At 30.8% G+C, this 24,765-nt stretch carries 27 protein-coding genes; 15 read left to right on the forward strand and 12 right to left on the reverse strand.

The genetic code is table 11. From position 1 onward, the window contains the following. Positions 1–79: 79 nt before the first annotated feature. Together EU96_RS03120 and EU96_RS03115 are read left to right on the forward strand one after the other, a co-directional pair. The gene (locus EU96_RS03120; RefSeq protein WP_032526923.1) at positions 80–1,468 is read left to right on the forward strand and encodes a sodium:solute symporter; all 1,389 of its coding nucleotides are present in this window, start codon (positions 80–82) and stop codon (positions 1,466–1,468) included. Positions 1,469–1,504: 36 nt separating this feature from the next. Further along, positions 1,505–1,762, forward strand: coding sequence for a hypothetical protein (locus EU96_RS03115; protein WP_032526924.1), 258 nt, complete (start codon positions 1,505–1,507; stop codon positions 1,760–1,762). Here the strand turns inward: EU96_RS03115 and EU96_RS03110 are convergent. Further along, positions 1,759–2,418: a glutathione S-transferase gene (locus tag EU96_RS03110; RefSeq protein WP_032526925.1), complete on the reverse strand. Its 660-nt coding sequence runs from the start codon at positions 2,416–2,418 to the stop codon at positions 1,759–1,761. The two genes, EU96_RS03115 and EU96_RS03110, sit on opposite strands and share 4 nt — an antisense overlap. A gap of 74 nt (positions 2,419–2,492) precedes the next feature. On the opposite strand from EU96_RS03110, the gene EU96_RS03105 reads away from it, so the two are divergent. Beyond that, complete coding sequence (locus EU96_RS03105; protein ID WP_032526926.1) at positions 2,493–3,035, forward strand: GIY-YIG nuclease family protein; 543 nt, start codon at positions 2,493–2,495, stop codon at positions 3,033–3,035. On the opposite strand, the gene EU96_RS03100 is transcribed toward EU96_RS03105, so the two are convergent. Both EU96_RS03100 and crtL read right to left on the reverse strand, forming a co-directional pair. After that, positions 3,032–3,739, reverse strand: coding sequence for an SDR family NAD(P)-dependent oxidoreductase (locus EU96_RS03100; RefSeq protein WP_032526927.1), 708 nt, complete (start codon positions 3,737–3,739; stop codon positions 3,032–3,034). The two genes, EU96_RS03105 and EU96_RS03100, sit on opposite strands and share 4 nt — an antisense overlap. Positions 3,740–3,745: 6 nt before the next feature. Next, positions 3,746–5,029, reverse strand: coding sequence for a lycopene beta cyclase (gene crtL, locus EU96_RS03095; protein ID WP_032526929.1), 1,284 nt, complete (start codon positions 5,027–5,029; stop codon positions 3,746–3,748). A gap of 225 nt (positions 5,030–5,254) precedes the next feature. Here crtL and EU96_RS03090 point away from each other — a divergent pair, with 225 nt between their 5' ends. Next, complete coding sequence (locus tag EU96_RS03090) at positions 5,255–6,256, forward strand: SDR family NAD(P)-dependent oxidoreductase (protein WP_032526930.1); 1,002 nt, start codon at positions 5,255–5,257, stop codon at positions 6,254–6,256. Here the strand turns inward: EU96_RS03090 and EU96_RS03085 are convergent. Both EU96_RS03085 and EU96_RS03080 read right to left on the reverse strand, forming a co-directional pair. After that, complete coding sequence (locus EU96_RS03085) at positions 6,227–7,258, reverse strand: mechanosensitive ion channel family protein (RefSeq protein WP_032526932.1); 1,032 nt, start codon at positions 7,256–7,258, stop codon at positions 6,227–6,229. The genes EU96_RS03090 and EU96_RS03085 overlap by 30 nt on opposite strands. A 79-nt stretch (positions 7,259–7,337) precedes the next feature. Next, a complete protein-coding gene (locus EU96_RS03080) occupies positions 7,338–7,904 on the reverse strand; it encodes an isochorismatase family protein (protein WP_032526933.1) in 567 nt (188 codons plus the stop codon). A gap of 120 nt (positions 7,905–8,024) precedes the next feature. On the opposite strand from EU96_RS03080, the gene EU96_RS03075 reads away from it, so the two are divergent. After that, positions 8,025–8,477 carry a Fur family transcriptional regulator gene (locus tag EU96_RS03075; RefSeq protein WP_032526934.1) on the forward strand — a complete coding sequence of 151 codons (453 nt, stop codon included), beginning with the start codon at positions 8,025–8,027 and terminating at the stop codon, positions 8,475–8,477. A gap of 6 nt (positions 8,478–8,483) precedes the next feature. On the opposite strand, the gene arsS is transcribed toward EU96_RS03075, so the two are convergent. Continuing rightward, entirely contained in the window at positions 8,484–9,416 is a 933-nt protein-coding gene (gene arsS / locus EU96_RS03070) for an arsenosugar biosynthesis radical SAM (seleno)protein ArsS (protein ID WP_032526935.1), read from the reverse strand. A gap of 40 nt (positions 9,417–9,456) precedes the next feature. Continuing rightward, positions 9,457–10,677 (reverse strand): glucosylglycerol 3-phosphatase, encoded by a 1,221-nt coding sequence (gene stpA, locus EU96_RS03065; RefSeq protein ID WP_032526936.1) that lies wholly within the window; start codon positions 10,675–10,677, stop codon positions 9,457–9,459. 165 nt (positions 10,678–10,842) lie between these two features. Between stpA and EU96_RS03060 the strand changes: the two genes are divergently transcribed. The 4 genes from EU96_RS03060 to EU96_RS03045 all read left to right on the forward strand — a co-directional run bounded on the left by EU96_RS03060 (position 10,843) and on the right by EU96_RS03045 (position 15,409). Continuing rightward, positions 10,843–12,351 carry a hypothetical protein gene (locus tag EU96_RS03060; RefSeq protein ID WP_032526937.1) on the forward strand — a complete coding sequence of 503 codons (1,509 nt, stop codon included), beginning with the start codon at positions 10,843–10,845 and terminating at the stop codon, positions 12,349–12,351. A 93-nt stretch (positions 12,352–12,444) separates the two neighbouring features. Continuing rightward, complete coding sequence (locus EU96_RS03055) at positions 12,445–13,104, forward strand: hypothetical protein (protein WP_032526938.1); 660 nt, start codon at positions 12,445–12,447, stop codon at positions 13,102–13,104. Between the two features lie 72 nt (positions 13,105–13,176). Continuing rightward, a complete protein-coding gene (locus tag EU96_RS03050; RefSeq protein WP_011376198.1) occupies positions 13,177–14,505 on the forward strand; it encodes an O-acetylhomoserine aminocarboxypropyltransferase/cysteine synthase family protein in 1,329 nt (442 codons plus the stop codon). A gap of 13 nt (positions 14,506–14,518) precedes the next feature. Further along, on the forward strand, positions 14,519–15,409 hold the full coding sequence (locus EU96_RS03045) for a homoserine O-succinyltransferase (protein ID WP_032526939.1): 891 nt from the start codon (positions 14,519–14,521) through the stop codon (positions 15,407–15,409). Between the two features lie 6 nt (positions 15,410–15,415). Here the strand turns inward: EU96_RS03045 and EU96_RS03040 are convergent, their stop codons facing one another. Continuing rightward, positions 15,416–16,981: a SulP family inorganic anion transporter gene (locus tag EU96_RS03040; protein ID WP_032526940.1), complete on the reverse strand. Its 1,566-nt coding sequence runs from the start codon at positions 16,979–16,981 to the stop codon at positions 15,416–15,418. Between the two features lie 30 nt (positions 16,982–17,011). Next, the gene (locus tag EU96_RS03035) at positions 17,012–18,292 is read right to left on the reverse strand and encodes an FAD-binding protein (protein ID WP_032526941.1); all 1,281 of its coding nucleotides are present in this window, start codon (positions 18,290–18,292) and stop codon (positions 17,012–17,014) included. Positions 18,293–18,339: 47 nt separating this feature from the next. Between EU96_RS03035 and EU96_RS03030 the strand changes: the two genes are divergently transcribed. Both EU96_RS03030 and EU96_RS0109250 read left to right on the forward strand, forming a co-directional pair. Beyond that, positions 18,340–19,488, forward strand: a complete 1,149-nt coding sequence (locus EU96_RS03030) for a sirohydrochlorin chelatase (protein WP_416406687.1) — start codon at positions 18,340–18,342, stop codon at positions 19,486–19,488. Between the two features lie 352 nt (positions 19,489–19,840). Continuing rightward, on the forward strand, positions 19,841–20,098 hold the full coding sequence (locus tag EU96_RS0109250; protein ID WP_032526943.1) for a DUF2811 domain-containing protein: 258 nt from the start codon (positions 19,841–19,843) through the stop codon (positions 20,096–20,098). Here EU96_RS0109250 and EU96_RS03025 read toward each other — a convergent pair. Next, the gene (locus EU96_RS03025; RefSeq protein WP_032526944.1) at positions 20,085–21,725 is read right to left on the reverse strand and encodes a GMC oxidoreductase; all 1,641 of its coding nucleotides are present in this window, start codon (positions 21,723–21,725) and stop codon (positions 20,085–20,087) included. The genes EU96_RS0109250 and EU96_RS03025 overlap by 14 nt on opposite strands. Positions 21,726–21,834: 109 nt before the next feature. Here EU96_RS03025 and EU96_RS03020 point away from each other — a divergent pair, with 109 nt between their 5' ends. Next, positions 21,835–22,308 carry a pentapeptide repeat-containing protein gene (locus EU96_RS03020; RefSeq protein WP_032526945.1) on the forward strand — a complete coding sequence of 158 codons (474 nt, stop codon included), beginning with the start codon at positions 21,835–21,837 and terminating at the stop codon, positions 22,306–22,308. Positions 22,309–22,310: 2 nt separating this feature from the next. Here EU96_RS03020 and EU96_RS03015 read toward each other — a convergent pair whose 3' ends face one another. Both EU96_RS03015 and EU96_RS03010 read right to left on the reverse strand, forming a co-directional pair. Then, positions 22,311–22,703, reverse strand: a complete 393-nt coding sequence (locus EU96_RS03015) for a hypothetical protein (protein WP_032526948.1) — start codon at positions 22,701–22,703, stop codon at positions 22,311–22,313. 2 nt (positions 22,704–22,705) lie between these two features. Beyond that, positions 22,706–23,203 carry a VHS domain-containing protein gene (locus tag EU96_RS03010; RefSeq protein ID WP_032526949.1) on the reverse strand — a complete coding sequence of 166 codons (498 nt, stop codon included), beginning with the start codon at positions 23,201–23,203 and terminating at the stop codon, positions 22,706–22,708. Positions 23,204–23,646: 443 nt separating this feature from the next. Between EU96_RS03010 and EU96_RS03005 the strand changes: the two genes are divergently transcribed. The 3 genes from EU96_RS03005 to EU96_RS09650 are packed head-to-tail and all read left to right on the forward strand — an operon-like array spanning position 23,647 to position 24,765. After that, positions 23,647–23,829 carry a hypothetical protein gene (locus EU96_RS03005; RefSeq protein ID WP_032526950.1) on the forward strand — a complete coding sequence of 61 codons (183 nt, stop codon included), beginning with the start codon at positions 23,647–23,649 and terminating at the stop codon, positions 23,827–23,829. Beyond that, on the forward strand, positions 23,829–24,176 hold the full coding sequence (locus EU96_RS03000; RefSeq protein ID WP_032526951.1) for a hypothetical protein: 348 nt from the start codon (positions 23,829–23,831) through the stop codon (positions 24,174–24,176). The genes EU96_RS03005 and EU96_RS03000 overlap by 1 nt, the downstream gene beginning before the upstream one ends. Positions 24,177–24,180: 4 nt before the next feature. Next, complete coding sequence (locus EU96_RS09650) at positions 24,181–24,765, forward strand: hypothetical protein (protein ID WP_052044261.1); 585 nt, start codon at positions 24,181–24,183, stop codon at positions 24,763–24,765.

Raw genomic sequence — 24,765 nt, forward strand, 5'->3', positions numbered from 1 at the left:
TATTTAGTTTTAAAGGCCTCATTTTATGAGGCCTTTTTTATTTGAAAAAATCTGATTATTAATTTAGATTTATATTGATATGTTTTTGAAGTCTTTGAATATTTTTTATTTACAGAATAAGGATATTTTTTCAAATTCTTTATTAATAAGTTTTTTTGGATTTTTAATTATATTTTTCTTCTTGATTTTTGGGAGGAGATTAAAACTTGCTGTTCAACTTGAGAGATTTGGATTGCCAATAGCAGTTATATCAGGGATTTTAGGTATATTTATAGGTCCATTTGGAGCGATACACTTTTTGCCAAAAGAAACTATAAATGTTTGGAGTAATTTTCCTACCCCTCTTTTATCATTGGTATTCGCAACTTTAATGATGGGAAGACCCATTCCAAATATAAATGGTTTAGTTAAACCAATCTTTAATCAGTTTTTGCTTGCTCTTTCCCTAGGTTTCGGACAATTTTTTGTTGGCGGTCTAGTTGTTAAATATTTTTTGCCCCCATCTATGGATACTAATCCTCTAATGGGGTGTTTGATCGAGGTTGGTTTTCAAGGAGGCCATGGAGCTGCATCTATCATCGGTGAGAGTTTTAATAGACTAGGTTTTTCAAATGGTTTAGATCTTGGTCTGGCTATGGCAACAATGGGTCTTTTATCATCTTCAATATTGGGCAGCATATTTATTTTTCTTGGAAGAACTTTACGTATCTCAGATACAGAGGAAATTCTCGAAAAAAAAGATAATCTAAAGGCAAACAATAAGATAGGAATTTTTGCAGATTTAAGAATTTTGATAATAAATCTTGGGTTCTCAGGCTTGGCAATTTCTTTTGGTGTTTTGCTACTCAAATTTTTAAGGTATATTTCAAGTTCATTTGGTGATTTTTCTAGAGAAATTATCTTTTCACTCCCGGTATTCCCTTTTATCCTTATAGGTTCACTTCTTATAAGATATATTTTAGAAAAAACTAAAAATACTGAATTCATTTCAAATATTCTGCAAAGGGAGATTGGCATTTTATCTACAGACCTATTGATTTTTACAGCTATGGCAAGTTTAGATATTGCTGTTGTTTTTGATAACTGGATACTAATTTTAGTATTTACTATTTTCGGTTTATTTTGGAATTTAATCTGTATTGCTTATTTTGCATACTTTATTTTTGATGATTACTGGTTTGAAAAAAGTTTGATAGAGTTTGGAAATTCTACAGGTGTGGTAGCTTCTGGATTACTTCTTTTAAGGCTTGCAGATCCTAAAAATATTTCTAAGACTTTACCAATTTTTACATCAAAACAACTATTCGCTCAGTTAATTCTTTCAGGGGGACTATTCACAGTTTTGGCACCATTAATGATTTCTAAAATTGGATTAGATTATTGGACAGAAATTTGTGCTGTAATTACATTCGCAATTCTTTTTGTTGCATTGATTTTTAATAAAGTAGAGATGAAAAACTTTCAATAAAAACCCTAGAATGGATTTAAGTTTATTTTTATTTTAATGTCATTTACTCCATACGATATTCCACCTCAAGAAAATAAAGGGAAGTGGTTTAGGAGTCATTTACTTGGCAGGGAAATCGAACTTGGTGAATTGTATAGCCTTGCTTCAAATGAATTGGATTTGCTTATGGCCGAGACTGCAGAAATCAGAAGCGACCTTGATTTTAAGGAAAAGAATATTGGTAAATTTAGGACTGCAGGATATTTTTTGGAGTTAGCAAGGATAATTGAGAAAAGGAATTTGTTAGAAAGCTAATTAGAAGGGAAATAATTCTTTCTGCAATTTGGTTCCCATAATGCGTACTTATACATTAAGGATTTAAATTTTCTATCTTTTTCAAAGGAATCTAACCAGTTTTTTATTGGGGGCTCTAAATAATTTGTTCTTTTTTGACTTTCACAAGCGATTTTAAATTGTCTTACAAAAGGCCAAATAGACCAATCAGCGATTGTGGGGTTATCTCCAAAAAAATATTTATTTTCTGCGAGAAGTTGGTTCCATCTCTTAATAACTTGAATTGCTTTTGTGAAATGAAATTCTTCATTACTAGTCTGATATCTCGTGGAATATTTAAATCGATCCAAATGATATTTGAATTCATTATCGTTTTCATTAATTATTTCAAGAATATCCTCCTTCTTATTGTCAGGAAAATACATAACTTTAATGTTTTTCTTTTTTGACTCTGATAGTGCCCATAGGATGATTTCTAAGCTTTCTTCAATAACTTCACTATTTTTTTTAATTAGTATTGGGACGGTTTTTGTCTTTGATTTATTTAGAAAATCAAGAGGTTTATTTTTTAAATCAATTTCTCTTATTTCTATGTTGATTTCGCAAATTAATAGGGCCCATCTAGCACGAATTGCGTATGGACATCTTCTAAATGAATATAAAATATCGTTTGTCATTTTGTAAAAACTTTTAATTTCCTAAATTCTTTTAGTATTATTTAAATAGGAATAGATTTAATTTTACAACGCAAATGTCGGGATATGTTTACCTCATAAGAGTAGGAGATCTTTATAGAATTGGCAAAACGGATAATCTTGAAAAGAAAATTAATAAATTAAAACCAGATGAATTATTAACATCAATTATGACAAAGGAGCCAGAAACTCTTGAAGCAAGGTTACTAAGAAAATATAAGGCCCAAAGAATTCCGGAAACCGGTTATTTAAAGCTTTCTAAAAGACAGATTAGAGAATGTAAAAAGCAATTTGAATTAAAGGGAAGCTTACCTCACACTTTAGATGCTGAAGTTTCCATTACTCTGTTCGCCTCTTTTTTATTGTTTTCATTAAGCGACTTGATTCTAAATTATTTAGATTTTGGATTTATAAAATCCATATCTTATGCTTTTGGAGCGGCATCTCTACCAATGGTTGTGTTATTTATTACAGGTAGTTTTGGGGGATATTTTTCTGAAGATTTATCTCTTTTTTCATTGTTAACTAATCGAATAAAAGGCTTATTTATAGCAATTGCAATGCTAACAATGGCTTACTTAATTTTTAATTTAGCCTAAATTTCATAATTACAATTTAAGGCGATTTCAAATGGCACTGATTGTGTTGGCAGCTTCAGAATAGTTGAGCATATCTCGGCAATATCCTCTGGTTGCGTCATCCTTGATTTGTCTAGGGATGAGATGTTTTGGGCCATTTCTGTATTTACCCAACTTGGGCAAATGGCTGAAATTCTTATATTTTTATCCCAACCTTTATTTTTCATTGTTTGACATAATCCCATCAAAGCAAATTTTGAAGAAGAATAAGCGGCTAAATCCCCTTTGGATCTTTTGCCACTCATTGAAACTAAGACTATTATTCTACCTCTGTCTGAAGCGCATAAATGTTCCCAAGAAAGCCTACATAAATTCCAAATTGCTAAAAAGTTGATATTTAGTGTATTTAAAATTTCTTCTTCATCGCCATTTTTAAATAAGAAAGGAACTTTTGATAATACTCCAGAACAATTTATTACTGAATCAAATCCCCCAAATTCATCTAGGGTATTTTTTATCCAATTTTCGGCTGATTTTTTTTTTAATGCATCATATTCGTTAACTAAAATTCTCCCCTTTGGCCATTTATTTGGATCAATGAAGCTTCCTTTTAATGATTCTAAGTCTCTAATACCAACACTAATTCTGTTGCCTTCTTTTAATTCTTTATATGCAATATTTAGTCCAATACCCCTATTAGCTCCACTTATTAGGATGGTTCTCATTTTGAACTATATATTTGGAAATATTATCCTAAGCAACATTTTAAACTCTCTACCATGCATAATCATTAGACCTTTCTTTACACTCCATGGAGCCTTTATAAACATTATGCACATCGCATATACAATCTCTCTTAAGGATAAAGTATCTGTTAGGAAACCATACCATTGATTTTTTGGTAGTTTGAAAAAACTGCCAAAAAATTCTCTCAGGAGTTTTTCGTCAAACCTCATGAGTTTTTCCAATCCAAATTGATAAAGTGATTTCTTTCTAATTAATTCTTTTGACCATAAAGTCTCCCAACCCCTTCTAGCAATATGATAGGTACTAAGGTTTTTGTTTTTTATTGCTTCTGATACTGCTTTTGCGACAAGTGGAGCTCTTCTTAAAAGATTACCAATTAAGTATCCAGAGGCAGGATGCACCATTGAAGCAGCCCCACCATATCCAAGTATTTGTTGTTTGAAATCTGGTATTGGCATATTCATCGGTAGAAACAAACCAAGTTCTTCGTGTTGCATACTTGTTATAGATATATTTCGATAAGATAGCCTTTTCTCCAATCTTTCTTTTAAATTTTCCATTGTTAAAGGATTTACTAAACCAAGAGATGTCTCTTCAAGAAAATATTTACCGTTTCCCATATCCATTGCATAAAGAAAAGTGGGTGGTTCTTTTTTTTGCTCTTCATTAAGATGGTCATTTCTATAATCCATTAATACAAACTGCCCCTTTTTAAGCGGGGGTTTACTAAAATTCCCCACTATCCCATAACAAGTTTGGACTGCCAAAGGACCACATGATTTTAATTTAAGAAAAACAGGATCATATCCTGTTGCATCTACTACTAATCTTGCAGAATAAGTCTTGCCATCATTTGTAGTGACAGTACTTTTATATTTTTCAAAATGTATTTTATCTGCATAGCCTTGATGCCATTTAATAAAAGACTTGTTGCATTCATTAAGCCAAAAATTATGGAGTTTCTTCTTATCAAATAGTCCGTAATCTAATGAATGTTCAGTAGCTTTATTCTCATCGTGCTGTTCTTCTAAAGCACCATGCCCAAAAAAACTTACAGTATTCTTCCATCTATATTCGAGTAAATCCTGAAGACCAAGTTGATCAACTTCTTCCCCCCAAATACCATAAGTATTTGGCCAAGGTTCATCTGGTCCCTTTGGAGAAAGGACTTCAACATCTAATTTCTCCTTGCCTAAAGCTGATGCAATTGCCATCCCCGCAGGTCCTGCACCCAAAACAAGAACATCTGGTAAGCTTTGTTTTGACATTAAATATAAATATTATTATTAAAGGAATTTGTGAAACAAAATATAACTTCTGCTACTAGTTTTTTATTATTCATTCAATACTTTTAATAAGAATGTAGATTTATATTAATAAAAATACTTAAATACTAGTGAATAAGTTTTCAGTGTTTTAACAATAATTTATAAGATTACAAAAAAAGAAACTTAGAATTATTTTTTTATTATATAAATATATATCAAGTTTTAATGATTAAAAATAAAAATATTTTAATTACTGGAGGTAATTCAGGGATTGGTTTCTTTGCAATTATAAATTTACTAAAAACTAAAAATAATTTATACATTGTAATAAAATCTGAATTAAGAAAGAATGATTTTTTAAGAAGTATTGAGAAACATTTTGATAAAAATTACCTTAGTAAATATTTAAATATTATTGAAAATTGTGATCTTTCTGATTTAGATAATATAAAAAAAATTAAAGATTATCTAATTAGTAAAAATATATTTTTAGATGTAGTTATCTTAAATGCAGGTTTGCAGTATACAGGTTCATTCTATCCTAAAGTATCAAAACAAGGAATAGAACTAACTTTCGCAGTTAATCATCTTGCACATTTTTACTTGGTAAATCTTTTAAAAGATTTTGTTAGAGATAAAGAAGGATCCAGAATTATTATTACATCATCAGATGTTCACGACCCCAAAAGCTCAGGAGGAAATATAGGAAAGAAAGCAGGACTTAATAATTTGGTTGATTTTAGAAAAAAAGTTACTGGACGATTTTTAAATTTTAATGCTGATGAATCTTATAAAAATAGTAAGTTATGTAATATTTTGTTTGCAAAAGAACTTGCAAACAAATTAAAAATTTCTTCTAGTAAGATTTCTGTAATTACTTGGGCTCCTGGTCTTGTAATCCCAGATGATGATTCAGGTTTTTTTAGATATAGTAAATCTTTTAACCTCTTTGGATATTTTATTTTTTCTAAATTTGCAAAAAATATTTTAGGAATTTCTGAAAGTGTTGAAAATGCTGGAAAAATTCTTTCTGAGATTGTTTTTGATTCAAATTTTAATAATATTGCATACATACATTTAAGTAATAAACTTATATCTTTTAAAAAACATAAATTAGTTGAAAGTAAGGTTAGTGATGAAGCAAATAGTTCTGAGTTAGCTTCAAAACTCTGGATTTTAAGTGACGAGATTTGCAAATCATTTGGCTTTGTTACTTTCAATATTTAAGGTTTGTGTTGGGAATGCAAAATCTATATTATTAGATGCGAATTCCTCAATTATTTTTAAATTTATAGATTGTTGAGCTTCCATTGCAGCAAGATAATTATTCGTTGGTATGTAATAAACAAGTTCAAAATTAAGACTGAAGTCGCCAAAATCTGTGAAATGACATCTATCAAAAGATGCATCTTTTGTCTCTTCAACTATTTTTTGAATTATTGCTGGGATCAATTTCATAAGTTTTGGAGAGGTTTCATAAACTACTCCTAATTTATGCACTAACCTTCTTTTTTCCATCTGTGCGTAATTTGAAATTATTCCATTTGTAAGGGCGCTGTTGCTCATTACTATTACTTCTCCATTAATACTTCTTATCCTTGATGATCTTACTCCTACTCTCTCAACCATTCCCAGGACTCCATCAGATTTTATAAACTCACCTTTTTGAAAAGGTTTATCAAGCAAAATTGTTATATATTCAAAGAACTCCTGAACTGGATCTTTCAAAGCTAATCCTGCTCCAATTCCACCTGCACTTAGTAAAGCCCAAATAGCAGTCATTTGAACACCTATATTTTGTAAGAAAAATATTGAACCAATAGTCCATGTTAATGCTTTTATCAAAGGAGTTAGTGATGATATCATTGAACTGATTGAGGAATCATTAATTTTTGATGTGGATTCTGTTAAAGATCTAATTAAAACTTTGTTGAGAGCTTTTATAGTGATTATCAATATAAATAATTTTTGAATATTCAATAAAACAGAAATAAAAGTTATTTCATCAGCAAAAAAATAATCAATTGAAAAATAAAATGAGAGGATGAAACCTATAGGTTTTATAATTCCAGAGATTACTTCAAAAATAAAATCATCGAAATTTGTTTTTGTCCTTTTGGAGATCTTTTTAAAAAATATTTTTGAAAGTTTAGAAATTATTATCGACGATAAAATTCCAATAAAAAAAATAGATATTGCTAGAAGGAAGTTTTCAGTAACTAATTTCATATTTAAATAAACCCTATAAATTTATCTCTAATAAAATTCTAAATTATCTCTAAACAACAAACCAGTCTTAATTTTTTCTTCAACTCATTATTATATTTCTAATTTCTTTAAATTCTTTTCTATCCGCGGTTTTGCATAATTCAAAAATTATTGATTCAGTAGTTGTTAAGATCGCTCCCCTCTGAATCATTCTCTGTAATGCTATTTCATGATCTACCCTATTTCGACTGCTCATAGCATCTGATATGAGAATAACTTCAAATCCTTTTTTTAAACAATCTAAGACTGTTTGTTGAATACAAATATGCGTTTCGATACCACAAACTATCAAATTTGTAATTTTCTTATTTTTAAGTTCTTTCAAAAATTCTTGTATGTTAGCTAAGCTAAATTCCATTTTTTCAATTTTTTTAAATGCCACTTTGGGCAATAATTCAGGGATTGTTGCACCCAATTTGAATGGGTTCTGTTCAGATACAAAAATGTTTTCTTCTAAAATTTGGTAGGCTTCTATTAGCTTTTTGATGTTTTTGGTTATTGAATCCTTATTAAATACGGCTTTTATAATTTTTTCTTGAACATCTATGATTAGTAAAGCATTCACTTTTGGTGATAGCTTATCAGAAGATTTTTCATGATCTTTCATCATTTCTATTTAAAGATATATTCAACATAATATTTTGAAGAAATTTAGTAAACATTTTAAATCAAAAAGTTGTTTTAATCTCATCTAGAGTTATTATTGAGAATAGCCATGGGTTAATTGTTGTCATTATCCTCTCAATACAATGTCATTTCATCGCCTCTTGGTGATGGTTTACATAAAGATGGGAAGAGGTTGACTCCTCAGAGGCTTAAGGTTCTTAATTTATTTGAAAATATTGGTTCTGGGAAGCATCTTAGTGCTGAAGAGGTTCATGAAAAGTTAGTTAAATCAAGTTCCAAGGTTTCACTTGCAACAATTTATAGAACTTTAAGACTTTTAGTTCAAATGGGCTTGCTTCATGAATTAGAACTCAGTGAGGGAGGACACAGATATGAGTTGCTTAGTAACGAAACTCCTGATCATCATCATTTAATTTGTATTAGGTGTGGAAGAACAGAAGAATTCGAAAATGACGAAGTTTTAGAAGCAGGCAAAGTTGCAGCAAAAATTAATGGGTTTAAACTAATTGAATCCTCTTTAAACGTAAGAGCTATATGTCCTAATTGCATTTAGCATATTTTAACTTAAAGTCCCTCCGCAACTAGATCCTGCACCTGCAGTGCAAGCAAAACAATGTTCTTTAACAGCCACCCTGTAGTCAAAAGTAAATGATTCATCCAATAGATCAAAAAGTGTCTTTGGTCCTTTATTCTCTCGGAAATTTATCTGTTGGTTAAAGTCACAATCATAAATTTCTCCAAGCCAATTTACACTAATGGTTTTTTTGCACATAAGATTTTCTAAATTATTTTCATTAAAATTTTCTTTTAGTAATTTGTAATAAGTATTTAGTTTTCCTTCTCTTCTTAGAAATTCTTCATATCTATTTATTGGCATATTAGTTATTGTGTATAAGTTATTAAAAACGATATTATATTTTTCGTATAGTATTTTTTTATAATCCTGTTCCAATATTTTCTGAGAAGGAGGGAGAATTGGGCTTACAGGATTGTAAACAAGATTTAATTGCAATCCATTTTCTTTCTTTCCATAGCCTAAATCATTAAGTATTTTTATAGCATTAATACTTTTTTCAAAAACCCCAAGACCCCTTTGAAAATTAACATTATTTTTTTCGTAACATGGAAGTGAAGCAGTAATTATTACTTTATTCTTTGCAAGAAATTGAGGAAGATTTTCATAACCTTCTTCAAAGAATATTGTCAAATTGCACCTGTCAATAATATCAACTGCTTTTGTGCTCAAACTGGTTATTAGTTTTTTAAACTCTGGATGAAGTTCTGGTGCGCCTCCTGTAATATCTAAAGTCTTGATTTTGTATTTTTCGATTATTTTTGGAATAAGAGATACGATTTCATTTGACATCTTTTCAGTCCTTAGGGGACTTGAATTGACATGACAATGATTACAAGCCTGGTTGCATTTATAACCTATATTAATTTGCAATGTTTCTATAGGTTCTTTATATATTGAGGGGAATTTTTCTTTCATAAATATATTATTTATAACTTGTCATTCGAAAATTAAAAAGTCAACTATTTTTTCTAAAGTTTGATCTCTTATTAGCAAGTTCAATGAACCAACTTATATATTCTTTGGGACCATTTTTAAAAACAATATCGAACTTTAAATTGTCATAAAAATCACTGATTCCTATTAAACCAGTTTTCTTTGTAGAAGGTCTTTCAACTTCTCCAGAACTACTATCCACAAAAATTATTTTATTATTGATACCAAATTCATTACCTAATATTTGTATAAATTCTAGAAAAGACCTATCACTTCCTCCTCTTAAATAAATTTTCTCATCATTACATTTTTTTGATGTTACTGTGTCCCCAACTCCTATTATTAAAGGCATATCATCTATGTGAATAGATCTTTTGCATAAATCAATTTTTTCTCTGACAGATTTAGGCGAATTTTTAAAATTGAAATTACTTCCAAAAGGAGCTTTGCCAGTTTTAATCTTAATAAATTTATTTAAAAGAAATAAAACTCCATAATCTTTAACTGCTCCTTTAATAAGTAATTGTATGTCTGTTGATCCAATATCATCTTTAGAAGAAAGTTTAATTGTTTCTCTACCATTTTTATTACCTAAATTTGGTGAAATATGAAGGAAAAATGAGTTTTTGAGGCCTTCTGATTCAGCTTTTAAGATGATTTCATTCATCATTTTTTCAAAACTAATTTGAATAACCTTTCTTTTATCAGAATCTTTGTTTGTTAAGTCAAATAGACTATTGAAATTAATCGTTGGCGAGAAGCGTGTTTCACATATTGATTTTACTGCGTGAGAATTGATATCTTCTTGGCTAAGTTCAGGGAAAATATTCTTAACTATAAAATTAAATTTTGGTCTTATTAAACTAGGTACTTTAGATAAAAAATTCAGTTCTTTTTCTGAGACTCCTTCAAAACTTATTTCACCATTGTTGTCTTGATACTCTACTCCACAGGCAGCTAAACCTCTTAAATATAGTTCTTTGTTTTTAGGCACAGTAGTACTCCTTAAACTCCTCTCTATTATTCTGTTAACTCCTCTTGTACCTTCATGTTCACCGCAAGTTAATACAAAGAATTCCTCTGCAAATTCTTTTACTGCATAGATATATTTTGAGTCTAATTCTCTAGTCATTGGATCTTTAACTAAAGGGATACAAACTCCGTCAATGTCTTGAATAAATAAGATATTTTTAGAAGAAATTAATTTTTTTTGTACCTTTAAATTACTTGCCATATATTCCATATTTATAACGATTTTTCTTTTAACTTAGTTTCCATTTTTATAGAAATTATAAATTAAAAAATTCAATATTTTCAATAAATAATTTGCTATGATCAAAAATTGTTTTAATGTAGAAAAATGTTGGTATGGGTATGAAATTAAAAAAATTATCAAGAATTTCCAAAAATGAAGAATAATTTCACAGAAAAGATAAATGATGAAAAATATTTTTATTCATTGATTGAAGATATAGAGAACAGCAAAGTTGGATTCTACAGTGTTGGTTTATATCCTGCATCATTAGCATACAACTGTGCTATGCATGGAAAATCAAATAATATCCTCTTAGCTCCTAGGGAAGATAGAGATTTGTTAGGTGCTTTCTCAAATGATGTTCTTTCTGATATGGATAATGAAATCATTGAAAAAATTAAGAGAATGGGACATTATTCTTCAGAAGGAAAAAGAAAGTCTTTTGATCTAAAAGATCTTCTCTTGAAATGTGAGATAGTTATTATTGCTTCAAACAGTAATCACATACAATATGATGTTAAACATGCTTTAGAACTCAGAAAAACTTTAAAAAGAGAAAATGTGGTTCTTGGCTGTCTAGTCGGTTCTTTTTGCATTGATAATAAAAATAAAAAACCTTTTATTATCTGCAATAAATATCCAAATTTAGCTTTTTTTACAGGATTTCATCGTCACGGAGCTTTACGAAATCCTAATGATAGTTTTACTGCAAATTTCTGCCATCCTGATGCCCTAACTGCTTTAATAGGAGCTCGCATTTTGAATCAATTGTCACCAAAAATTCAAGTTTCTCCTGGAGTTCATAATGTTGAATGTCAATATATAAAATCAATAAAAAATATCTCATCCATATTTGCAGGTTTTGTAAATAACTTTCATTCAGATAAGCCAGGAATGCTACCTACCATTAATACGATTTTGTTATCGCAATGTTTAGATCAGGCCGCATCAGTATCATTACAAGTTAGAAAAGAAAATAAATTAGAAAATAAATATCTTTCATTAAAAGAACTTGGTTATGGTGAAGAAATAATTAGTGCAAAGGAAATAATTAATGATAAATTTTGTGAAAAAGGAGATTATACTTTTTCTCAATTAAATGCGGTTAAGGCTGATGTCTTAGGGAGTATGACTTTACCAACTGAAGGAAAACCAACACGGAATTTTCAAGCAGGACAAGTTTTATCAGATATGCTTTTGCAACTCAATAGATGTCCAAAAGATATCTCAGAATTCGTAAATTGGTGTAATAAATACTCTCTTAGTCAAGGAGGTTTAGAAGGTCTAAAATCTTTAAAGTTTTGGCCAGATATTTATAAAGAGTTCAAAATCAAAAACAATAATTGTTCAATGATTAATCTGATTTATTTATGCTTTAATGCCAATTTAGAAGAAAAAAAAGAAATTTATAAGGTTTTAATTAGTTCAGAAGAAATTACTAATTTTTGCCAAGAATCTGTGAAATCTGAATTATCTTTAGAACTAAATCAAAAATTAAAAGGAGATTATCTTTTAAATGATATTGAAAACCTTTACAAGAAATTGTTTATTGACAAAGAGGAAAATGATCTTAAAAAAAATAAATATAGTAATCAAATTTCTAAAAAAAATCCAAGTTATATCAATGTATTGAAAATTATTAATAATTATTTTAATAATTGATTATTTGTTTAATTTACTAAGAAGCTAAGTTCTTCATTTATTTACTAATCTTGATTGCGGGGTTAGAATTATTATGGTTTTAAAAGGTTTTTTTTGAAAAAGGAATTATCGCATCGTTCTCATGAACTGAAAGCTCTTGGTTGGAATCAAGAAGACTTAACAAGATATGAAGATTTATGGGACTACTGTCAAAGATGGGGGTTAATCAATTTAGAAAGAGAAGACAGACAGTTTTTAAAGAAAGCAGAAAAGTTACTCCCAAAGATCCAAAATAAAAAGATATCCGTTAAAAAAACTATCGAAGAAAAATCATATTATTTATGGTTAAAATTTTACCTCGATGAAATTAATATTTTTAGTAATTTTAATCTTCCAAAAAATAAACATGGTGTTTGGACACTCTTAATTGAAGAGGAAATAAAACTTCTTAAGGAATTACAACCAGTTATGGGTCTTCCAGATACTTTAAAAGCCAAGAATCTATTTGAAAATAGAAAAGAGCTCATAAATAAAGCTTTTAGCGAATTTGACGCTAAAAAAAACGATAAAGTTTTCAATTTTGATGAGGTTCTAAACAACTCTAAAAAAGATGTTGGTAAGAATTGGAAATCAATTACTGAAAAAGATCCTGAAGCTAATAAAACTTTTCCAATAATTGATTCTGCAAATATTGAGAAACTCAGATCTGCGATAAAAGACGATTTGAGTTTATATATGAAAGATAATTACCCTTCATTAAAAAAGGATTTATAAATATTTATCTTTTTTTTGTTTTTTTTTTGGACTTTTTTAAGTTAAATAGATAATAGGATTATTTAAAAAATTTTGAGCAACCAAAAGTTCGAGACTCTTCAGTTACATGCGGGCCAAGTTCCTGATCCAACTACAAATTCTAGAGCAGTACCCATTTATCAAACTAGTTCCTATGTCTTTGATAATGCCGAGCATGGAGCTAATCTTTTTGGTTTAAAAGAATTTGGAAATATTTATACTCGACTTATGAACCCCACCACAGATGTCTTCGAAAAAAGGATGGCAGCTTTGGAGGGAGGTATGGCAGCACTTGCAACATCCTCAGGTCAAGCTGCTCAATTCTTAGCAATCGTGAACTGCATGACAGCAGGGGATAATTTTGTCTCTACATCTTTTCTATATGGTGGGACCTACAATCAATTTAAAGTACAATTTCCAAGATTAGGAATAGAAGTTAAATTTGCTGATGGTGATAGTATCGATAGTTTTAGAAATAAAATTGATGATAAAACCAAAGCAATATATGTCGAATCAATGGGAAATCCTAGGTTCAACATTCCAGATTTTGAGGGACTCTCTGCTTTAGCTAAGGAAAATGGAATTCCTTTAATAGTGGATAATACCCTTGGTGCTGGTGGTGCCTTAATAAGACCAATTGATTTTGGAGCCGATGTTGTTGTGGAAAGTGCAACAAAATGGATCGGTGGACATGGAACAAGTATCGGAGGGGTTATTGTTGATGCCGGAACCTTTGATTGGGGAAATGGTAAATTCCCACTAATGAGTGAGCCAAGCGCTGCTTATCATGGGCTCGTTCATTGGGACGCTTTTGGTTTCGGTAGTGATATCTGCAAATCTTTGGGAGTTCCTGATAATAGAAATATAGCTTTTGCGTTAAGAGCAAGACTTGAATGCCTGAGAGACTGGGGATCAGCTCAAAGTCCTTTTAATTCGTTCTTGTTATTGCAGGGTTTGGAAACACTAAGTTTAAGGATAGAAAGACAAACTTCTAATGCTCTTGAATTAGCAAAATGGTTAGATTCTAACTCTAATGTAAGTAGTGTTAATTATCCTGGCCTAGAATCCGATCCATATTACTCAAGTGCCAAAAAATATACTACTGGAAGGGGAATGGGTTGCATGCTTATGTTCTCTCTTAATGGAGGTTATGAAAATGCAGTGAAATTTATTGATTCCTTAAAATTAGCGAGTCACCTTGCTAACGTTGGTGATTCAAAAACTTTAGTAATTCATCCGGCTTCAACAACTCATCAGCAATTATCTGAAGAAGAACAATTATCTGCAGGTGTTACTCCCACGATGGTAAGAGTTTCTGTAGGAATTGAGCATATTGATGATATAAAAGCAGATTTCGAACAAGCACTTTCACAAATCACATAGGAAACGAGATTTATTGGCTTTAATAATTCCTAGTAACTATCACAAGATTAGTGATGTTGAGAAAAATCATATATCTTGGATCGAACCAGAATTGGCAAAAAGACAGGATATACGTCCTCTTAGAATTGGCATTTTGAATATCATGCCTCTTGGCAAGCAGTATGAATTTAACTTGCTACATCCACTTGGTTTATCTCCTCTTCAAATTGAGCCAGTTTGGATAAAGCTTAAAACTCACTCTTATAAAACATGGGATATTAGTCATCTAAATAATCTATACATAACTTGGGAAGAAGCAAATAATCCAGAACCGTTAGATGGAATCATTATTACTGGAGCCCCTATTGAGCACCTAGCCTTTGAGGATGTTAAGTATTGGGATGAATTTGTGAAAATTGTAAATGAAGCCAGAAATTCTTGTGCAAGTACTCTTGGATTATGTTGGGCTGGCTTTGCGCTGGCTTATTTGGCAGGGGTTGATAAGAAAGTTTTTGAAAGGAAATTATTTGGGGTATTCCCTTTAAAAAGTCTTGTTCCTGGACATCCTTTGATGGGTACACAAGATGATGAATTTATTTGTCCTCAAAGTAGATTTGCAGGATTACCAGATTTGGAGATGGAGAAGGCCCAAAAAGAAGGGAAATTGAATTTGTTGGCTTATGGAGAAAACGTCGGATATACAATATTTGAATCTAATGATCAAAAGCAACTTATGCATTTAGGCCATCCTGAATATACTGTGCATAGAATTATTAGTGAAATTGAAAGAGACAAAGAAAAGGGAGATGTACCTCCTCCTGAAAATTTTGATCTAAATAGTTCAAAAACCGCTTGGAGATCTCATAGGAATTTGCTTTTTCAGCAATGGCTTTGGTTTTGTTATCAACAAGTTAGTCTTAATTAACTTTTTTTAATGAGCGTTTTCTATACCACCTAGTCTCTCAAATAAGTTAAGACTTTCTTTATTTAATCCTACAACTTCAACTTTTGAACCACCATTCTGGAATTTTCTAATAATTTGCTCAAGAGCAACAACGCCACTTTGATCCCAAATATGAGCTAAAGACATATCAATTACAATATTTTCTGGATGTTCATAAATATCAAATCCTTGTAAAAAATAAATTTTACTTACAAAAAATAATTGTCCTTTTATTTTGTAAGAAGTAAAATTATCTTCTTTCGCTCTTGAGACAGTTATAACTTTTGCGACTTTTCTGCTGAAAAGAATTGCAGCTAATGCAACTCCTGCAATAACTCCAAGTGCAAGATTATGAGGTTTAGTAAGCATAGTAACTGCAAAAGTCATAATCATGACTGCAGTATCGCTTTTGGGTATCTTTCTAATATTTTTTAATCCATTTATATCTGCCGTACTTATTGCGATCGTTATCATGATTGCTACTAAAGCAGCCATTGGTATGGCTCCAATCCAAGACTTCAAGAGAATGATCATAATTAGGAGAGACATACCTGAGGAGAGGGTTGATAATCTAGATTTGCCACCATTTTCAGTATTCATTACTGATTGTCCAACTAAGGCACATCCGGCCATTCCACCAAATAAGGATGCCACAATATTTGCAATTCCCTGTCCTCTTGCTTCTTTATTTTTATTAGAACTTGTATCAGTTACATCGTCTAAAATATCTTGAGTTAAAAAGGTTTCCATTAAACCCACAAGAGATATTGCTAGTGAGGTCGGTAAAATTATCCCTAATGTTTCAAGACTAAAAGGTACTTTTCCATTTTCTATTGATCCAAAAGGCAGAGAAATACTTGGTAATCCATCAGGTAATTTACCCAAATCGCTCACTGTTGGGACATCTAGATTAAAGAATATGCTTATAATAGTAATTACTATTATTGCGATAAGTTGAGATGGGACTACTTTTGTGATTTTTGGGAGCCCATAAATAATTACTAATCCTAGGATTACAAGGATCCAAACTACTGGAATCTGGGAGTTAACTGGATATTGACTTAAAGTTTGTTCAACTAATCCTTTTGATTCTTTAATACCTATTCCTAACTGAGGTAGTTGTGCTTGAAATATTAAAAGTGCCAGTGCATTTACAAATCCACTTAATACTCCTGTTGGCACGAATCTCATTTGGTAAGCCAGTCTTAAATATCCCCAAAGAATTTGGAAAATTCCAGTTAATATTCCTGCTGCAATAAGATATGGGACTCCTAATCCAGGAGCTTTTGATTCTCCATAAGCAACCAGTCCAGTCATCAAAAGAGCTGTTGAACCTGTGGCTGAAGTTATCATCCCCCTTCTTCCTCCAACAATCGCAATTGTAATGGATAAGCAAAATGCACCAAAAAGGCCAACTTTAGGATCTACTCCAGCTATCCCTGAAAAAGCAATTGCTTCTGGGATCATTGCAAAAGCAACAACTAAGCCAGAGAGAATATTTGACTTTGGATCATCTAACCAATTTTTAGATAAATATCTTGAGAAATTTGACATTGTAAGTTTCTTTATAATTAAGAAGTTACCTCATAAAGGAGGCAAAATGCCTTGCGGGTCAAAAATATTCTTTAAAGTTTTTAATTCATTCATTCTATTGCCAAAAGCTAATGTAAGTTCTTCCTCATGAGAATTTAAATGATTATGCAATTGGGCCAAATGAATATTTGGATAAAACCTTTTTAGGGTACTCCACGATTTATACATCCAGTCCAAAGCGACTTCTTTTTCTTGAAGATCATTTTTTTTCCATGATGCATATATCCATGGTTTCCAAGTACTTTTTCTATGAACAAAAAAGCTTGAGCCATGATTTAACTTTTTAGTTTTGCAACCTAGTTGCTGAGAAGCAACATAACAGGAATTATTAGGCTTATTATCCATTATCTCATTCAAACATTTTATAAAAATTGGGATATCATTTTTTAAATCTTCTCCAAGAAGACTAATTACCTCAGAATGGTTATTTGCATTCAGCTCATATAAATTCAATTCCTTTGGGAAGAAATTTATTTTGTTAAAGTTCTCATAAAATTGTTTTTCTAGAGCAGGAAATTTGTCTAGAAGGATTAAGTATTCTTCTGTTCTTTTATCCTCTAAATTATTTTTGAGTTCAGCAAAAACATATATGTAAATTTTTTGAGCATAAATCCATTGAAGGCTAATATTTTCCGGAAATTCCTCTGATAGTTGTATTATTTCTGAAAGTTCATTTAGATTTACAAATCCTTCAATAACCTTAATTGGATTAGATTGGATAGTCTTAAGTTCTATTTCGGTAATTATTGAGAAGAAGGGTGCTGCCCCTTTAATTGCTTCCCAAATCAATTGTTTTTCTGGGTTTAGTTGATTTTTTCTTAAAGAGATAAATGTGCCATTACCCAAGAAACCTTTTATTGATTCAATATTATCAATGGCTAATCCGTAGGCTCTACTAAGTGGGCTTACTCCCCCAGTAAGTATATAGCCTGCTCCAGGAAGTTTAGAAAGTCCGATTGGAAAACTTCGATTATGTTTTTGTAAATGATTTACTAGATCCCCCATTATTACTCCACCTCCAATTGTTACTAAATTACTTTCTCTATCTAGGTTAATTTTGCTGTGATTTTTTCTTAGATCAAGAGTTGTAAAACCATTTTTTGCACAGCTAGAGGTTGTCCCTCCACTACATACGCAAAGGTGCTCAAATTTTTCCTTAGAATAATTTTCCTCATTAAATAAGGAATCATCCACGTCATATATTAATTTCTTTAACTTTGCGTCCTTTGAGTTAATATTTGGAATTTCAAGCAGGTTATTATATTTTTTCACTAAATAATATTGTTCTTTACTATTATGGTATTAGTTATAACTTAATTTTGGATAATTTAGATTCGAAGTTAAATAATCAAGTCGCGATCCTTATCTGTGGACACGGGAGTAGAAATAAACTAGCCATTACTGAATTTCAAGAATTAACTAATCTCATTAAAAAAAGATATCCAACCATTTTAGTTGAATATGGGTTCTTGGAATTTGCTAAACCTTCACTTGTTGATGCTCTAAACAAGTTAAAAGATCATTCTATAAAAAAAGTAATTGCGATACCCGCAATGCTTTTCGCTGCTGGCCATGTAAAAAATGATATACCTAGTTTGCTTATGAATTATTCAAGTAAACAAGGTATTGAAATAATTTATGGAAGAGAATTAGGTATTAATAATTTAATGATTAGTGCAGCTTGTGAAAGAGTAAAAGATGTATTTAAACAAAATAATACTCTCAAACCTGAAGAATCATTATTATTAGTTGTTGGTAGAGGCTCTTCTGACCCAGATGCGAATTCCAATGTTTCAAAAATTACGAGAATGATAGTAGAGGGTATTGGTTTAGGGTGGGGAGAAACAGTTTTTTCTGGAGTAACTTTCCCACTTGTTGAACCTGGCTTGAAAAATGTTGTGAGACTTGGTTATAAAAATATAATTATTTTCCCTTATTTCCTTTTCTCAGGTGTGCTTGTTACCAGAATAAAAAGGCACAGTGATTTAGTTGCGATTAATAATCCACATATTTCATTTATACATGCAAAATATCTTTCATCACAGTCTTATGTGGTCGACACCTTTGTAGAAAGGATTGAAGAGATTCTTAATAACGAGGGTAAGAATTTTATGAATTGCTCCACTTGTAAATATAGATCAAATTTATTTGGCTTTGAAAAAGAAGTTGGAATGGTACAAGAAAGTCATCATGACCATGTAGAGGGTTTGGGTATCAGCTGTGATTTATGTGATCCTGAATGTAATGGTGCTTGTGAAATACAAAATCATATTCCAACTCATAACCAAGAAAACTCAAATTTACCAGAAGGTAGATACTTATTACATGAAAATTTGGAGACTCATCAACATGAACACCATCACCACCACCATAGTAGTTATCCAAATTCAAAACACCCTTTAGGCCCTGTTACACTTCGCTTGCCGAATGAAGATCAAATCTTAAGAAAATCCATTGAAAATGACTGAATCATCCGTCTCTTTCTCAGTTAAGTCTTAATAGACTCAGTATATATAAGTATTCTTAATATAAAATCTTAAAAATATATTGAACTGGATTTTCCACAATTTACTGATCGTTTTCCACGTCCAAATCCACATTGGATTAGACGTGCCAGTATTTTTTACAAAAAACAGGACTTCAACATTATTCTTGACTTTTTTATTGGCCCTTATCAATTTCCTTAATTTTAAAAGTATATTTTTAAAAATATAATTTATAACATGAGTCTCATTTGATAATCCAAATATTTTGTTAATAAGTTTTTTTGACTTTTAAAGAAAAAAATATAATTATGTTTATGTTGAAAAAAATAAATTTATGGATCAAATCAGACAATCAAATCTAACTGATATGAAAATTGAAGAATGCTCTTCAAAAAAAGTCTCTTTAGAGACAGAGCTTTCAGAAACTCTTTATAACACTATGAAAGATTTCGTATTAAGTAACCCAACTTGGGATCAATATAAGCTTATAAATTCAGCATTGGCTACGTTTCTTGTTCAAAACGGATGTACTGATAATTCTGTCTCAGAGATTTATTTAAATCAATTATTTACACCTTCTAAGTCTTTTTAATATTTAAACAAGCTCTTCTACTCAAGGCCATCATTGTAAGTGTGGGACTCTGCCAAGAAGATGTTGGCCAGCATGATCCATCTAGTACAAGTACATTCTTACATCTCCATAATCTATTGAATTTATCAACTACGCTATTTTCTTCATTAATTCCCATTGGTGCTCCCCCTACTTCATGAATGTAATATCCCGGAGGAGGAGGACTATCTGAAAGTGCTATTAAATTTTTTGTAAATAAACTCCCAAATGGGATATTTATTAGTTCATCAATATTTTTTATTTCTCCATCCGCAGCTTCTATTGCTTTTTGGATTGTTTTTACCATATGTTTAGACATATTTAACTCATTTTCACTCCATTCGAATTCGATGTGGGGGATTGGGATCCCCCATTCATCGGTTTTTTTTGAGAGAGAAACTGAATTACTCTTCCTAGGGAGGACTTCACCATGTGCAATAAGAAAGCCAATAGATGTATTTTGGTCTTTTTGTAAAAATTTAGGAATCCCTAATCTATCAATTGCTCCCCAGATTCCATAGCCTCTATGGAAATTTATATTGTCAATTGTGGGTAAATTCGTACCAAATGGAATGAAGAAGCTGCCTGCTCCAGAAAGAACGGGATAATTGTGTGATAGTTCTTCTGAGTTTTTTGTTTTTGGAATTGAAAAGAATCTACATACAGATATGTGATCCATGAGGTATTTACCTAATTTCCCAGAATTATCTTTAAACCCTGAGGTATTTGATTTATATTCTGAGTTCAATAGTATTCTCAGTGTTGAAATTGTTGATGCGCAAAGGAGAATTAAATCACAATTTAATACTTCTTTGCTTCCATTTTCTAGGTTTACGATCGTCAGTTTTGATGCAAGCTCCGTTATCTTGTTAATTTCAAAAGACTCTACTAAGTGATTAGAGATTATTTGTACATTCCCAGTCTCTAAAGCTTTTTTAAAAGTACTTCCTAAACTAGAAGACTTTGGCCATTTTTCTTCTTTTACTGATGAATTGCGGTCAAATCCTCTTGATTGGATAAATGGATAGTTTAATTTGGATTTAATTTTTCTGCCAAAAATATTTTCGTTTTCCGTAAGAGGAATTTCACCAATATATTTACCGTTTGGGAGTTCTTTAATATTATCTTTTCGTCCATAAATTCCACAGAAATTTTCAATGAAATCATAGTGAGGTGATAGTTCATCGTATGAAATAGGCCAGTTTGGCCCAAATCCGTCTTTTTTTGCTGGATGAAAATCTCCTGAGGAAAATCTTAATGTTATACCTCCCCAAGTTAATGATCTCCCCCCATATTGATTACCTTGGGTCCAAAGAAAGGGCTTTTTTTTGGGAAAGTCATAAGGATGCTTTGATTCATTTGAATACAAATCAGGATTATTTTTCCAATAACCAGGATGTTGAGATTGCTTGATATGTTTTTTTGTTAAAACTCCTGATAATCTTTTTAAGGTACTTTCGGGCTCATAATTGCTAGCTTCAAGCCTTTTGATTTTTGGTCCAGCTTCTATTACTAAAACTTTAATACCCTGTTCTGCCAATGTAAGTGCAGCTATTCCCCCTGTAGCTCCTGAACCAACAACAATTGCATCATAAGGATTTATATCCAAAATCTAATTAATTATTTATCATTTCAATAAATATAGCATTCAGTAAATAATTAATTTCTAGATTTCAGCTTAAGAAGTTAGAATTTTATAGAATTATTTCCCAAAATAGATGAGATTTCTAACTTTGGCTTTTTTGATGATTGTTTTAACCTTTCCAGCTATAAGCTTTGCAGCTTTAGATTATGGTAAACAATCCCTAGTAGGGGGAGATTTTTCTGGATCAGATTTAAAGGGAGCAACTTTCTATTTAACTGATCTACAAGATGCAAATTTATCAGATTGTGATCTTCAAAATGCGACTCTATATGGAGCAAAATTGAAAGATACTAATTTAAGTAACTCTAATTTAAGAGAAGTAACTTTAGACTCAGCTGTTTTAGATGGAACTGATTTATCAAATACTAATTTAGAGGATTCTTTTGCATATAGTACACAGTTTGAAAATGTAAAAATTCAAGGCGCAGACTTCACAAATGTTTTCTTGCCTAAAGATGTTGTCAGGAGATTTTGTGAAAGTGCTTCTGGAACTAATCCATTCACAAATAGAGAGACTAGAGAAACTTTAGAGTGTGATTACATTTAAATTTATGCAAATATAAGTTCTTTCTTAATCTTTCTTTGTTTATAAAGTGATCTTCCAATAGGCCAACCTAAAGTAGATAAATGTCTCATTAAAGAACTTGAGTATTTAAAATAAAAATTTTCTGAATATTTGATCCCAAGTTCTTTTAGAGTGGTTATTAATAAAAATAGATCTTTTTTGTTGCCTTTTTTCATATCCAATAAAATTAATGCCTCACTTGATAATTTTTTTTCTAGAACCTTATCATTTTCAGCAAAACCAACTTTAAGTGAATTAAATTCATCAGAATAAAGCGTATAAATTATTCCATCTTTGAATTTATCTGTAGAAGTATCTACATTAAAACTTGATGATATTAATGTTTTGGATCCTTTGATGATTTTTCTGTTATTCATAATTATTTGATTTCATTCTGAGCTAGTTCATATTTCTCCAATAGATTGTTTACTTCAGCTAGTGCAATCCTTTTTTGACAGGCCGAGTCATATCTATTTACTGCTACTGAAGGTATTGAACCTTTGCTTTTTATTTCCCTTAGACCAGTTTCTAAACACTGAAAAGCAACACTCGATAGATCCCGACCCTCTGCTGCGGCCCATACTTTTAAAAGATAAGTAAGATTTGATGGTACTGAGATCTGTACTTTGTTTGAATTTGAAGTATTTAATGCAATATCATCAAGACTAATTTCTTTTGAGGAAATAGTTTCTTTAACCTTTTTCTTCAAAATTTTTACTTGGCTTATAGCGTCCTCTTTATTCTTGAGTTTTTGTTCTATTTCAAATAACTCTTCTTCAGAATTAATTAAAGCTTCTAATGCCCATTTAGCATCATCTTTTGCAATGGCCGTTCTATCAAGCCATTCATCTCTTAATTTTGACCAATTACTAGGCATAAGCTTTATGCGTTAATTATATAATAAATAATTCTAAATAGATTGTCTACAAATTCTATATAGATTTAATATAGAGTATATAAAGTTTAAAAAATTTTTTATTTAGGATTCCTTATGTTAGAAATAATATTATATGGCAATTAAAACTTTAGAGTTTATCCAGTAAGATTTAATAGGTATTTTTTTCCGTTAATAGCAAACGATTTATTTGATAATTTAATCTTTATTTTTTTTGTTATTTGTTTATTAAATTAAAAACTTCCAAGCTTTTAATCTCTTTCTATAAGTTCAATTTTATATCCATCAGGATCCTCAACAAAAGCAAAGACAGTCTCCGATCTGACACCGCTTTACATAAAGGGAGCTATTCCCTTAAACTGTAGTATTTGCAATACATTTCAAGCAAGTAAAAATATAAAAGTAGTTTATTTAAATCTTATTTTATGTTGCTTGATGTTAAGGAAAGAACACGCAAAGTGGATGCTACTCCCACTATTCAATGTCGTGTAACTGAAGAAATTTTTAAACAATTTAGTAAGTTAGCTGAACATTACAACTGTTCTAATGCTGAATTACTAAGAGCATTAATTGATGACGGCCTTAAAAGACATAAGGAGGTTATCTAATGCCAAAAGAAAAAAGCCCTGACTTTCATCAAGACTTTTCCGCTATACCAATTATAACTTCGGATGCAATCAGATCAGATTCTAAAAAGCTAGTTGATGACTATTGTAATTTGTTTGAAAAAGAGCCAGATAAGGCAATGGCCTCCTTAGTTGAAGATGTTTGTGTTCACACTACGATTCTGGCTCAACTACAACAAGCCATTTTTGTAAGGCAAGATCAATTAAAGAAAATAATTGCCGAAAAAGAGAAGTTAGAACAAGAAAAAGAGTCTGCCGAAAAGGTTAGAACTGCACAAATAAGTAAACGGCTTGAGAAGTTAGAGGCTTATTTCCATAAAGGTATGTGAGGTTATGCAATATTCATCCAAAAGGAATCCTTGCCCAGTATGCGGAAGAAACAAGGACAGCGATTGCCGTTGGAATGATGAGGTCATGTTTTGCCATTGCGGAAGTAGTTTTGCACCTCCTCAACATTTAAAAGTTGGAGAAACTTTAATTGTTAATGGTATGGAGTGGGCTTTAGTAAAAACTGATGCTGGTCACTCTGGAAGGGCTTTTGTATTTAAACCTCACAGGCAATTAGAAAATACTTTTAATTATTCTCCTCATATATATAAGGAGCAAAAAACTAAAAAAGACGAACTTTTTAGAATTGCCATACAAGCCTTTGAAGATTTTTTAAAGGTAAGTAAAGCAGCTTTAGATGCTGGTAACTTTCAAGAATGTACTCTTGAAGAACTACGAAAAGCTAAAAAGTTAATTGAACGTGCAGTTGAAGAAGGTAAAGAGCTTAAAACAGTAATGCTCCAGATGCAGCGAAATGATAGAAGATACTCAGACTATTTAGAGCTAATAGATCAACGCAATAAAGAAATTAACTATTTAAAGAAAAATGCTGACAGCTTTTGCTGGGAACACTTAGGAGAAATCGAATGA

This window comes from Prochlorococcus marinus str. MIT 9302, from assembly GCF_000759975.1.
GTDB lineage: Bacteria > Cyanobacteriota > Cyanobacteriia > PCC-6307 > Cyanobiaceae > Prochlorococcus_A > Prochlorococcus_A marinus_M.